Source organism: Candidatus Profftia tarda (genome assembly GCF_904848675.1).
Taxonomy (GTDB): Bacteria; Pseudomonadota; Gammaproteobacteria; order Enterobacterales; family Enterobacteriaceae; genus Profftia; species Profftia tarda.
This window is the reverse complement of record NZ_LR890047.1, coordinates 126424-141370: the sequence shown is the minus strand read 5'-3', so window position 1 is coordinate 141370 and position 14947 is coordinate 126424. Positions and strand designations below refer to the sequence as shown.

Below are 14947 nucleotides of genomic sequence, written 5' to 3'. Positions count from 1 at the left end.
AATATTATTATAATTCATAAAAACATTTACAGCTTTTAAATGAAATTATGCTCTTTTATTATTCAATCGTTTTTAAAAGCGCAGATATGGACTTGCATGATAAACGGATATTGATTTTATTTTCAGAACTAGAAATATTATAGCTAATATTTCTGGCAAACAGGGCAAAAAAATGTCGTACGCTGATGACCCTGCTTCCGGCTTAATATTTTTTGACCACACACAAGACAATTTTTTCCTGCTCGGCCATATACTTGTAGTTCTTTTACGAAAGATCCTGGCTTGCCATCTACCTGAGAGAAATTTCTTAGAGTTGTGCCTCCGAGCTCAATTGAACGCATTAGTACAGATTTAATTGATATAACCAACAATTCTGCATCTGCTTCAGTCAGCAATCCAACTGCTCTAATTGGGCTGATACGAGCGGTAAATAACGACTCACTAGCATAGATATTACCTATTCCAACAACAACTTTATGATCCATCAGCCAAGACTTAATAAGAGTCTTCTTGTTACGAGACTTACGAAATATATAGTCACCATCAAACTGATCAGTAAGAGGATCAGGTCCTAGAGCAGCAATTATCTTTAATGAATTTAGTTCTTTACACCAAATCCAAGCTCCAAAGCGGCGAGGATCTGTATAGCGCAGCACAGTACCGTTAGACAAGATCACATCAATATGATCATGCTTCTGAGCAGATTTTTGAAATGGCAAAATACGTATGCTGCCAGACATACCAAAATGGACAATGATCCATCCATCTGTTAATTCAATTAAAAGATACTTAGCGCATCGCCTTACGCTCAGCACTAATTTCTCTCTTATTATAACTAACTCATCAGAGACTGGCCACCGCAGCTTGAATTGACGAACTATCAAATATTCAATGACATTACCAACTAAAAAGGGTGTAATTCCACGACAAATAGTTTCTACTTCTGGTAATTCTGGCATTTTATACCCTAAACATTAAATTAATTTTGCTTGATCCATCACGTACTCCTTGGTGAGGACTGGCTTCTTATTAGGCATAATTCTTCATCTTTTATAGTATATTAATCATGTTAGGATAAATTCATCTTTATAATATTATACTGATAGTACTATACATCTTATCTATAAAAGTATTAGTATATATTCACGAAAGAACTTAATATTATCAAAGTTGTCACTTAACTATCTTATCATTTACAATCTATAATATTGATGCTAAACATGAGGGGATTTTAAAGCAGCAAATTTACTATTTATCCCAACCCCATTTTCCCGCTCAATTTAATTTATCACTAGATCTTCAAACCCTATAAATTTTTCTTTATACCGTATAGGTATTTTTTATATAGGATATATTATCCGGATAATAACAAGAAATAAGATGAAAAATTATAGTTATAATAGCAATAAGATATCTGAATTTTATTAAATTTATATATCAAGGTTATACACAGAATGTATATAGATTAAAATCTATCATAACAAAATTATCTTGAGAATAAGATATTCTATTATCTCATACGTCAGGATTATTAGTTAGGAGTCTGTTGTAATATATTAATTATTATATGTAGTAATCATCTCTATGCTCACCTAAGCTATAAACTATAGAATGCACTATTTCAACGGAATTTCCTTAAAAATATTACTAAATTTTAGTATACGTTAAAATAAATAAATCCTGCTATAAGTATGAGCTATTCCTTATAAAGTTAATTTATTAAAAGTGCATGATATTTCGCTGGATATCTGCTCAAACATGGACTAATTTTTATATGAACGGAGAGATATAGCAGTACAATTATCTATATCACAATCAAATGATTAAATCTCGCAACTTTAATAACTGAATAAATTATATCCATACATAATCCATAGCACCTAAAAATATGGAGAGTTATAAGGAAAATGTAATGCAGCACTACTTAATGTATCTAGGGCTGCTAGCAGCTCTAGTAGCTAATACTGCGCAAGCAAATGATAGAAAAATTCAAAGATCACTTAAAGCAATAGGTGTACAACAAGCAGAAACACAGTCATCTCCGATAGCAGAATTGCAAACAGTGTTCACAGAAAAAGGTATAATGTATATTACTAGAGATGGTAAATATATTATGCAAGGACCAATATATGATTTAAGCAATAAGGTGCCGATTAATGTAACTAACCAAATGTTAGTAATTAACCGCTTGCAGCAGCTCGTACCTGAAATGCTTATATACAAGGCTTCGCAAGAAAAATATATCATTACTGTATTTATGGATATCAATTGCAAATATTGTCGTAAGTTGCATTCACAGATAAAAAAATACAACGATCTAGGAATTACTGTGCGTTATCTAGCTTTTCCGCGTGAGGGATTAAGTTCTCAGACAGAAAAAGATATACAGTCAATATGGTGTATAAAAGATTGTAGGAGAACTCCTCATAAAGCCCAAAGTGGCAATAGAATAAATCCGGTAACCTGTAATATTAACATTAAGAAACACTACGAGCTAGGAGTGCAATTTGGAGTACAGGGCACACCGGCTATAATACTAAATAATGGAACTGTTATTCCTGGTTATCGTAGACCCACCGAGATGTTAGCAATACTAGAAGATGATAATGCAAAATAAAAATATTAATTAATTTTATATACTTAATAATAAATCGGCTAAAAAATGATTGATGTCAAAGTATCTAGGAAAAACGTCATCCATTAACATAATATTTTCTTAACTCTTACATCTTAAAAGCATACTTGAATAAGATATAATGTTTTGCTATACACAGTGTTATATTAATAATTTTGGGCTACAAAATATGATTTTTTATCATAATCACTAGTAATTTGATTTCTATGAGATATTGATCACTTAAAATTAAGTTGCATCTTTAAGGTTATACTAGATACTAAAATAGTAGGATCACCAAGCCAATATTCTCAATAAATTATTGAGTAATTTAAGAATTTCTTAAATGTAATAGTAATTATAAAATGTCTCAATTAAAAAAGATAGACTGCAAGTAAGACGATATTTTGTCTGAAAAATAATTACTTATTTATACTTTAATTCCTGTATATAACGTCTAATATCAGATATATCTAAGATTTTTTCTGGGCATAAAAGCCTTAATTAACATCCGCATACTTTTTATCATGTAAAATATTAACCCAAAACCTAGAAAATTAATTATAAATACCTATTCCATAGGTGTTAAATGGATACTAAATTTTATCTAAATATGCATGCATTAGAAATTAATATCATATAGCATTTTAAATCCTTACATTCCTTACAAACATCTACTTCTAATAATTTCTTATTTTCTGATAATGCAATTTCTCAAATGTCTAAAAAAATTTTTTCTACACTAATAAACTGATCAGACTTATCAGGCTTGGAAACAGTTCATACCCAAAATTATGATTCATTACATATAATTAATTATTTAAACTTACTTACTAGTTTAGAGAGATGATAAGAATAAGCCAGACTTTACTATTCATCAATAAATTTAAAAACTACTAACCTGATTAATAGAAAAATCATCTAAAATAAGACTGCATAATACTTAAATTAAGTAAGGATTCACACTATTATTTCTATTAAGATAATCTCCTTTATTTATCGTGGTACTAAAAAATATCTTTATTTTTAAAGAAATTATATTTTATAAAATAAATATAACATGTAAGCATGGGATGCAATAAAATCTGCAAATCTTTATATTATAAGATTTATTTGCGAATTATTAAGATTTGCTAATTATGAATAGCGACTAATCTATTTTTCTTTATTTAGCGGCTTCATGTACAATGATAGTCTTAACAAAATTGTGTTATCATGGAAAAATACAAATGCTTACAAGCAAATATGTGCTCTCTACTATGAAGGAGACACCATGCGAAGCCGAATCAATCAGCCATAAACTGATGTTACGTGCTGGTATGATACGCAAACTAGCATCAGGTCTATATACTTGGATGCCTACTGGCCTACGTGTTTTAAAAAAAATTGAAAATATCATACGTGAAGAAATGGAAAACACGGGCGCACTAGAAGTTTTAATGCCTTTAGTTCAGCCAGCTGATCTATGGCAAGCAAGTGGTCGCTTGGAACAGTATGGTCCAGAACTACTGCGCTTTCTCGATCGAGGCAAACGCGTATTTGTCTTGGGACCAACTCACGAAGAAGTAATAACTTACATAGTGCGTCATGAGATTCACTCATACAAGCAGCTACCTTTAAACTTTTTTCAGATACAAACAAAATTCCGTGATGAACTTCGACCACGCTCTGGTATTATGCGTTCACGAGAATTCATAATGAAAGACGCTTACTCGTTCCATGCTTCACAAGCATCTCTCCAAGAGACCTACGATCAGATGTTTCATACATATAATAAAATATTTCAACGCATTCATTTAGATGTCCGTCCAGTACAAGCAGATAACGGTTCTATTGGTGGTAATATTTCTCATGAATTCCAAGTTCTCGCAAATAGCGGGGAAGATATCATTGTTTTATCTAGCGGATCTAACTACGCAGCAAATCTTGAGCGAGCAGAGTCTGTTCCACATATAAATAACCGCTTTTCCCCAACTGAAGAGTTACGCATTATCAATACCCCAAATACAAGAACTCTCAAAGAACTGGGTGAGCAGTTTGATATACCGGTCGAGAAAACCGTTAAAACTATATTAGTTCATGCTAACAAAAAAAGCAGCCATAAACTAGTTGCTCTGATAGTGCGTGGCGATCACGAAATTGCAAAAACAAAAGCTGAAAAACTATCAATTATTAAAAGTCCTCTAACTTTTGCAACCAAAAATGAGATTCGCACAGTGATCAATGCAGGACCAAACTTTTTAGGGCCTATCAAAATGATAGTACCTATTATTATTGATCGTACCGTTGCTATGATGAGTGATTTTATTGCTGGTGCTAATATCGATGGTAAACACTATTTTGGTATTAATTGGGTACGGGATCTACCTCTTCCAATAGTGGCAGATATTCGTTATGTCGTTGCAGGAGATCCAAGCCCGGATGGTAAGGGAACTTTATTATTTAAAAGAGGTATAGAAGTTGGGCACACATTTCAGTTAGGCACAAAATACACTAAAGCACTAAAAGCTACAGTACAGAGCCGAAATGATTATCACCAAATTATAACTATGGGCTGCTATGGAATAGGTGTTAGTCGTCTTGTTGCTGCTTATATTGAGCAGAATCATGACGAACGCGGTATTATCTGGCCTTGTAATATTGCACCATTCCAAGTCGCTATTATACCAATAAATATGCATAAATATCTTCGTGTCAATAATTTAGCTGAGTCGCTTTACAAAAGGCTTGATTCCCAAGGAATTGACGTTATTATAGATGATCGCAAAGAGCGCCCTGGCGTTATGTTTGCAGATATGGATGTAATAGGTGTACCGCATAGCATCATTATTAGCAACGAGCACCTTGATAACGATGAAATAGAATACAAGCATCGTCTCAGCAAAGATAAGAGAATGATTAAAATTAACGCAATAGAAAACTTTTTAAGCTCACAACTTAAGCGATAAGTTATATGATATATTATTCTGATAATTACATGAGCATTTATTAAATAAACAAAAATTAGGAAATGATTCTGGTATCTAGAAAAACAAAAAGCAATAAGATAACAGATCTAATTGAAGTAGCTCTTGTATGCATTAATCTTCGTCCAGCTTGCTTTAGAGCAAGAGCTAATAATAGTCTGTAGATGCAAAGACAATAATATTTCATAACAAGTTTGCTGCGATGAAACGGATAATACTGTCAAGAAATCAGCTATCATGAGTAATTTTTTAAAAAAGCTCTTTTCTTAAAAGAATATAATATACCTCCTTCTTAAAATATTTAAATTTTATGCATGTATATCTTATAGCTCGAAAAACGTAGCATAATAATTTGATCAATTCATTATATATAGCGGCAAATTTCTTCATATTAATTGGCTGGAATATATCATGCAAATTAGTTAGCAAGATATATTGATCTGTATACTATATCATTAGATCTTGCAAAGATATGGATTATAAATATCCTAGATCACATCATTTTTCAGTATATGTATCAATAAGACACCAACTTAAAAACATGATTTCATATTTACTATAAATCAGGATATTACCTTTATTGAGTAAGCAAAGTTGGTAGAAATACACATAAATTAGACACTTCCTTACCACTATCTCATGTTGAGAGATCTTCTTATTGTAATATTTTATAGGAAGATCAGTCACGGTAAAACGACACATTACTTTATTGAGTATAAGTCATATTATGATAGCTAGAAATCATATTTATAACGGAGTTATTTTATGAGCGACACAGAAAAGTGGCAACCTAGTGCTCCAATCACTAATTTATTGAAACGTGCTGCAATCATATCTAAGATCCGCACATTCTTTTCAGACCGAGGTATTTTAGAAGTTGATACTCCATCGATGAGCCAAACAACCGTAACTGATATTTATCTTGTACCATTCCAAACAGATTTTCAGGGAGTCAGACCTCAACAGGACGTAAAACTATATATGATAACAAGCCCAGAATATCATATGAAGCGCCTGTTAGCTGCAGGGAGTGGTCCCATTTATCAGATAGGAAAAAGTTTCCGTAATGCAGAATATGGAAGATACCATAACCCTGAATTTAGCATACTGGAGTGGTATCGCCCACACTATAATATGTATAGTTTAATGAATGAAGTAGATAATTTTATACAGGAAGTAATTGATTGTGATCGTGCTGAAATACTTTCTTATCAGCAAGCTTTTATGCACCATTTAAATATAGACCCTCTTGCTGCCGAGCACACACAGCTATATGCAGTAGCGGCTGCATTAGATCTAAAAAATCTAGTCAATGATCCAGAAGATCGGGAGAGCTTAATACAACTATTATTCACATTCGGGGTAGAACCCCATATAGGCCATGATAAACCTATATTTATATACAATTATCCGGCCTCTCAGGCATCTTTAGCACAGATCAGCAATAAAGATCATCGTGTCGCAGAACGTTTTGAGGTTTACTACAAAAATGTTGAGCTTGCTAACGGTTTTCATGAGCTAAATTGCGCGTGCGAGCAGCGCGTAAGATTTCAACAGGATAATTATAAACGTGCTGTGTTAGGATTACCACAACATGCTATAGACGAAAAGTTACTAGCGGCATTAGAGCACGGTTTACCAGACTGCTCAGGAGTAGCTCTAGGAGTAGATCGCTTAGTTATGTTAGGGCTTGGGGAAGAGCGGTTAAGCGCTGTAATGACATTTCCTATAGATCGTGCATAATTGTTGTATATATTATAGTTAATAAATCAGAAATTTTGCAATACTTATATCTCAAGGATATCAGGTTTCCGCAGCAGGATAAATGTTTTATTCCCTTAGATGAAGAGGAGAAAAATGCTAATTGTTCATAGTCTAATATTTTAGTGCTAAGATATTAAAAATAAATATATATTCAGTAAAACCAGAGCTTACACCTATATAAGATAACTTCTGGAATTCCAAGGAGTAGTTTGCCGCAGTATCAATTTATTAAATAACATGAAATAATCTGCAAATTTAATGTTGTCCAGTATTAAATAAGTTTTATCTGAGATTATTTTATATAAAAATTAGCAGCAATTTGATATAATTTAGTTATAGTAATTCTTATGACTACTAAAATATATAATGTTCAGAAAAATCGTTTTTTATGCACAATCTTAACATTATTTACGTTAAACAATATAAACATTAATTTATCTTTGAGTCAGGATCAAGCAAATTCAATCAAAGTGAAGGGTCATCGTTAATCGCAATTAAATAATATTTTGCAGCATAAATCATCTATTTTTAAATAAAAGATACGTTCTATAATTAGTATAACTATTATATCGTATATCTAATTAAGATAGTGTTAAAGTATTTCAAGTTGTAATCACACTTCGTGATAAGAAGTTCTGTGCATGTGTGATCTTATCACATATAAAATCAATGTCTTTTTTTTGCAACATAATTTTATTGAAAAGGCTTGAAATGATATTTTCTGAAATATTTATTGATATTTATTATCCTAAGCATAAATAGAGTGAAATTATTAAGATGGTAAGGCTTATCTATTCTAGATCAATAATCGCACATATATCTGATATAATAATTACTATGTTGTCAGCAGAATACAAAAAATTTTAAAACTTTAGTACATATAAAAGAATATATTTATAATGTAATTAATGTTCAAGTAACTTAATGACGTTTAAGGAGGTAATATTAATATAAAACCAATACTTATTTAAAGCGTGTTTTCTGTAAAAATTTCAAGACTCCATATATCAGTTTATTACTTGAACAAGAATCATATGTTAGTAAACAGAACAGTTGTATAATCACAATATTTGTATTTAATTTATGAAATATTTTTGTCAAATAATTTTTTGTGTACTATATTAATATAAAATAATTTGTGTAGGATTACTGCGACTCATACCTTTAAAATCAAGCAATTAATTTATTCTTATTTAGTAGAATAGTAATTCTCTATGACCAAGCATCTTAAAATTGATATGTTCATTCAGATCAAAATTATTTTTAATTTTAAAAAATCACTTGCTAATATATTAGCTTTTTATCAGGCAGTATTTTTACAATAAAAGCACACACTAAAATACAATCTTGGAGCTACTGATTCAAGATTAAGTCGTGGTTATCTATTATAGAGATAACGCATGTTTAATATTAAATTGCTATCATCATATGATATTTTAAATAAACCTTTAAACATTAGTCATAAAAGTTAATCATATCAAATTGAAATATTTATTTCATTATTACAGCGTAAGAATATTAGTACTTATCTTAGTAAATTGAATCCAGAAAGAATATTACTTAAAGTCTATATTTATATTTTAGAGAAGAGTTCATATGCAGTTAAATATCTTATATTTATTTAACTGTACTCATAGTAGGGAATAGAATAACATCACGAATCGTATGACTATCAGTAAATAACATAACCATACGGTCTATGCCGATTCCTAGACCAGCAGTTGGCGGTAAGCCATGCTCCAGAGAAATAACATAATCTTCATCATAGAACATCGCTTCATCATCACCTCTATCTTTTGCATACACCTGATTTTTAAATCGTTCAGCTTGATCTTCTGCATCGTTTAGCTCGGAAAACCCATTACCTATTTCACGTCCGCCAATAAATAATTCAAAGCGATCTGTTATTAGCGGATTATTATCATTACGGCGCGCCAGAGGAGATACTTCTAACGGATATTCAGTGATAAAAGTTGGTTGAACCAATTTTTTTTCTGCAATATTATCAAATATTTCACATTGAATACGTCCCAGACCCCAGGTGTTTTCTATCTTGATGTTAAGATATTTTGCTATTTCATTGATTTTAATAAAATCATCTAAATATTTAATCGAAATGCTAGGACAATAGTGATGAATTGACTCTTTCATGGTCATTTTGATAAAAGGTTTGCTAAAATCAAATTTTTGATCACCATACTTAATAATGCTGCTACCTAGTACTTCCTCGCTGATAGTGCGAAACATCTCTTCAGTAAGAATCATGAGGTCTTGGTGATCTCCGTAAGCTTTATAGATTTCCATCATTGTAAACTCTGGGTTATGTCGCGAAGACACTCCTTCATTACGAAAATTACGATTAATTTCGAAGATACGCTCAAAACCACCGACAACAAGACGCTTTAGATATAGTTCTGGTGCAATGCGCAAGTACATATCAATATTTAGTGCATTATGATGAGTGATGAATGGACGTGCAGAAGCACCTCCAGGTATTACTTGCATCATGGGAGTTTCTACTTCCATGAAACCTTTATGAAACATAAAACTGCGGATTGCAGCTAAAGTTTTAGAACGAGTACGAAAGATCTTGCGAGATTCCTCATTAGCAATTAGATCTAGGTAGCGTTGGCGGTAACGCGTCTCTTGGTCTACCAAACCGTGAAATTTATCCGGCAGCGGTCTCAAGGCCTTAGTCAATAAACGTATTTCGGTGCAGCGGATAGATAACTCTCCAGTATGAGTACGGAAAACTTGACCACGTGCACCAATGATATCACCCAAATCCCATATTTTAAATTGGTTGTTATACAGATCTTCTTGCAGGTTATCAGAAGAAACATAAAGCTGAATACGCCCACCCATATCTTGCAAAGTCACAAAAGAAGCTTGTCCCATAATACGGCGCGTCATCATACGACCAGCAACTGATACATTGATCTTAAGTTCTTCTAGTTTTTTTTTATCTTTGTCATTGTATAGACGATGCAAATTATCTGAAATAGCATCACGGCGGAAATCATTAGGAAATACTGATCCTGCTTTACGTAGAGCTGATAGCTTGTTACGGCGTGATTGCATTTCGTTTTTTATGTCAAGAGTTTTTATAGCATCTTTTTCTTGGTGTTCAGACATACTTGTTACCTCAAAACCCAGATTTCAAGCTGGACTCAATGAATATATCTAAATTACCATCTAAAATGGACTGTGTATTTCGTGTTTCAACGCCAGTACGTAAATCTTTTATGCGGGAATCGTCGAGTATATAAGAACGAATTTGGCTTCCCCATCCGATATTAGATTTGTTATTTTCTATAACTTCTTTTTCAGAATTTCTCTTCTGCATTGAGTATTGGTATAGCTTAGCTTTCAGTTGACGCATTGCTTGATCTTTATTCTTGTGCTGAGAACGATTATTCTGACACTGAGTTACAGTATTGCTTGGTATATGGGTGATACGTACAGCTGATTCAGTGCGATTAACATGCTGTCCCCCAGCTCCTGATGCGCGGTATACATCAATACGTAAATCAGATGGATGAATATGAATTTCAATATCTTCGGTTGCTGTTGCTGGGTAGACAAAGGCGGAGCTAAATGACGTATGACGGCGACCACAAGAATCAAAAGGACTTTTACGTACTAAACGGTGTACACCAGTTTCAGTGCGAAACCAACCATATGCATATTTTCCAGATACTTTAAAACTAACAGATCTAAGACCAGCAACTTCACCTTCCGTCTCTTCAATAATTTCAGTTTTACATCCTTTATTTTCTGCCCAACGTAAGAACATACGCAATAACATGCTAGCCCAATCTTGGGCGTCTATCCCACCAGATCCTGCTTGAATATCAATATAGCAATCATCAGCATCATTATCTCCAGAGAACATACGACGCAATTCTAACTGAATAATTACTTCCTCTAATTGTTCTAGTTCAAATACAGCTTCATCAATAGTCTCTTTATCTTCAGATTCGTTAGCAAGTTCCATCAAACCAGAGACATCAGCCATAGACTGATCAATTTGACTAATATTATCAACAATTTCTTGTAGCGAACAGCACTCTCTGCTTAGACCTTGGGCGTATTGGGATATACTCCAGATATTTGGCTGTTTTAGCTTAGTTTGCACTTCTTCTAGACGTTCTTTGTTAGTATCATAGTCAAAGATAGTCTCTAAGTGCTAGTGCCCGTTTAAACAAATCGTGCATGCGTTTTTTTAATGGATGAATTTCAAACATATTATTTATATCGTTTTTTAAGTGTGAATCAAGGAACTCAATAAATTACCTTTAAGCAAGTAGAGATCTTTCATAAAAGACCTATAGAAGCGATATAAAAACTAAATTAAGATAATTGATTGGGTTATATTGTATTATAGCGAGAGATCTTTGTATAAGATAGCAACTTATATATCAAAAAATTAGTTGTATTTATCTTAAAAAGTTTTTTGTGCTATTATGTATAAATATTCCTTAGTAATCTGTTGTAGGATGCTCCAGTAATAATGTCCTCATATCATCCTTATGCTCTATCAGCATTCTACAAAACATCATTCAGCAAATGAATCTATTTTATGTTATAATTATATACTTAAAATTATAATATAGAGAGTTAGTTATTCATCTTAGTTGGTTATAATCCTAATATTATTAATCAGCAAATTAATAATAAACTTAGTGTATTCTGCTAACTTTATTATTTAACATAATATATTTATACACCATGCATATACTAGGATGATAATGAGTGCACTTTAGTCAACATAAAGATATATATCAAGTATTGCAACTAGGTTATCTTGATTGGATTGTCATGTTAATCGATCATCTTTCGTGCATAATATCTGCCTTAATACTGCTACTATATTAAGAATCATGACAGATATCATATATCGTACCATTAGCAAAATACTATAAATCAATGCATAACAGTTCATCTAATTAGTGATTTATTCATGCTATCATTTTTGTATTCTTATATTAACTATGTTTTGTTTTGTTTTGTTTTGTTAGACAGGGATGAGGTTAAACCTTGCAAAATAAATAGAACTACAGAAAATATATGTTGAGTTCTAAAAATATAATAAAGTATATATCATAAATATGACTGATTGAGTATATCAGTATCATAAACAACAGTACACTACTTACAAATTTTTTAGAGAATAGCATTATGCATGAATAATCAAGGCATAACTAAAATCCAATATAATTTCCTAGCGACTTTAAATATATAGCAATCTGATGATTTTAGTTTTAACAAAAATCTTTTAAAATGATAGCGAACATTTGATAAAACTTAATTTATTTACCCAGGAGATTTGCTAGCTTTAAAAAGTATGCTTTTTTAGTCGTGTTATGGCTCATACTATCTTTATAATATTATCTATAGGTTTTGTATTTGATACAAATATAACAAAGCTAGCTGCATCAACCTTGAAGCATGTTTAAACTTTTTTATTATTGATCTAGAACTCAGTTCTTACTGTTTTATATGTATATCTTCCACCATAAAACCTTTTAAGATCTATAAATGCACATCTAAAATATAGATGCAATTTTAGTATAAAAATTCAATTATAATTTTATAATTTCTTAAATTAGATAAAGAATATTATTGCTAATTATAAGTATATCACAATTAGAACAAGCATATCTTAGATAAGATTAAGGTATATTTCTCAATACACGATATTATTATTGATCATTTAGGTATTTTAGAAAAGTCTTTGTGTGATCAAGAATAGCGGAAGATGCACTCCATTTTAAGAGAAGTAAAGAGTTAATGACAAGTTATAAATTTTTAAATAAATGCTACTCAACAGCTATCATATCTGCACTGTTTTTAGACTAGATAGAAATAATTAAGTCTTGCTGATAGTTACTTAATATCATAAATTTAAAAAATAATTGATATATAGTAATGAAATTAGTAATCAAAGATCTGATATAGCATTTTGCTATAGGTAAAACTTAGAAAATCTTAAATAAAAAGTGCAAGTGAACTTAGTGACAAGAGCCTAAACAAAATGTAAAAATACAAAAATAAATAAAAGATACTTCATCTAAAAACATTTATAGGTGCAATGCCTAACATAAAAGAACAATGAAATTATTTAACTAAAAAATCGCTATAATACTGATTAATAGAATATAATAAAAGATGCATCAATTAGCACGCTATATTAAAAGATCAAGAAATATTAATATCATAAAATTACCCCCTATATTATAATTGTATTATACGATATTTTAAGTGAGATAAGAAATACCAAGACCTCTCATCACGCAACCGCATCATTTAAACTATTTATTGCACGATCTATGGTTTAAGATATTTCAGGAAGATATGGAACTAATTAAAAGAAGAAATATCAAAATCTTTACATAAGATAGCATTACTGCATTTTTTAGAAAAAAAGTTATTTGTACAGACTGTTTAAATCAATTAAAATTTATATGAATATCTTGGTATAATATCTAATCATAAAATATAGTCATAAATACTTAAGGATCTGAGTAATGATGCAGGAGAGAATGCTCTCTACTTACATATTAAACGAGGTGTGTTGCAACAATGCAAAACTTGATTTGTATCAAAAATAATTCATAAAAATATTACAATAGCTAAAAATCCAATAATACAACCATACCTAAATTAGAATATAACTTTCTCAGCTCAATAAAATTCACCACTATAATCTCAGCAGAGACATACTTTCTTTTATATTAAAATGCAAGCATGAAGGAAATGCAAAATGGGCGCAAATTTTATGCAAAGAGGCTAGTACTTAAAAATATTTAACATATAAAATGCTGCTATTACTTATCAGTAATAAAATTATAACTATGTAAATTATATTCTTAGAACATATAAAATACTTTGATTTTGAGCACTATTGATCACACTTTTCTAACCCAGAAAAGGTTTATTATTGTTCAATATTTTTATATCTTGAGATTCTCAGCAAGAGAGTACACAAAACGATCAATAGGATAATACAGGAGAATATAATAATAGGTTGCACTAATCCAATTTATTAACTCTCCGGTTCATACATACAATTTGCTATAATTTACAGTTAGATATGTTATTTTGTTACATCTTCTTTAAAGAAGATCAATAGAATAAAAAGTTTTATCAATAAATTACGTTAATAGATAATGTACAACAAAAGAAATCATACATATAATGTATTAATACTGCTAAATCCTGAAGTATCCTAAGAATCTTGCGGAAATTAGTACAACCTATAAGAATAAGCTCGTAAGAAATACATAGTTAAACATTCACGGGCTAAACTAAAAACCTATATGTACTTATCATGCAACTGAAAAATTTATGTAGCATATCCATTCATTTATCTACCTCTCTACTCTTATGATCACACTACATAAGAAACCCACGCTATATAGGAAATATTTTATCCGCTATAATATTATAAAAAATAATATAGATGTCTTTTATGTAAGAAAGAAGATCAATGACTATTGAAATAGAATCATAATAAATCTTCTCTTTCAATCATAACAATTTAAAGATTATTTCAGAATATTATTCTTAATCCAGTAGGTTAATATAATAGGGATACTCT

Annotated in this window: 6 protein-coding genes; 3 read left to right on the top strand and 3 right to left on the bottom strand. The window is 30.9% G+C overall.

Features of this window, described 5'->3' with window-relative positions; translation table 11 throughout:
- Positions 1 to 143: 143 nt before the first annotated feature.
- Positions 144 to 959, bottom strand: a complete 816-nt coding sequence (mutM, locus tag KTT71_RS00330) for a bifunctional DNA-formamidopyrimidine glycosylase/DNA-(apurinic or apyrimidinic site) lyase (protein WP_216782511.1) — start codon at positions 957 to 959, stop codon at positions 144 to 146.
- Between the two features lie 953 nt (positions 960 to 1912).
- On the opposite strand from mutM, the gene dsbC reads away from it, so the two are divergent.
- The 3 genes from dsbC to epmA all read left to right on the top strand — a co-directional run bounded on the left by dsbC (position 1913) and on the right by epmA (position 7323).
- Positions 1913 to 2617, top strand: a complete 705-nt coding sequence (gene dsbC, locus KTT71_RS00325) for a bifunctional protein-disulfide isomerase/oxidoreductase DsbC (RefSeq protein ID WP_216782718.1) — start codon at positions 1913 to 1915, stop codon at positions 2615 to 2617.
- 1226 nt (positions 2618 to 3843) lie between these two features.
- Positions 3844 to 5562, top strand: a complete 1719-nt coding sequence (locus KTT71_RS00320) for a proline--tRNA ligase (protein WP_216782717.1) — start codon at positions 3844 to 3846, stop codon at positions 5560 to 5562.
- A gap of 783 nt (positions 5563 to 6345) precedes the next feature.
- On the top strand, positions 6346 to 7323 hold the full coding sequence (gene epmA, locus KTT71_RS00315; RefSeq protein ID WP_216782510.1) for an elongation factor P--(R)-beta-lysine ligase: 978 nt from the start codon (positions 6346 to 6348) through the stop codon (positions 7321 to 7323).
- A gap of 1638 nt (positions 7324 to 8961) precedes the next feature.
- On the opposite strand, the gene lysS is transcribed toward epmA, so the two are convergent.
- Positions 8962 to 10479: a lysine--tRNA ligase gene (lysS, locus tag KTT71_RS00310; protein ID WP_216782509.1), complete on the bottom strand. Its 1518-nt coding sequence runs from the start codon at positions 10477 to 10479 to the stop codon at positions 8962 to 8964.
- 10 nt (positions 10480 to 10489) lie between these two features.
- A protein-coding gene (gene prfB, locus KTT71_RS00305; protein WP_216782508.1) for a peptide chain release factor 2 occupies positions 10490 to 11591 on the bottom strand; the annotation gives its coding sequence in 2 pieces (ribosomal slippage) (positions 10490 to 11515 and positions 11517 to 11591; 1101 coding nt in all).
- Between the last annotated feature and the right edge of the window lie 3356 nt (positions 11592 to 14947).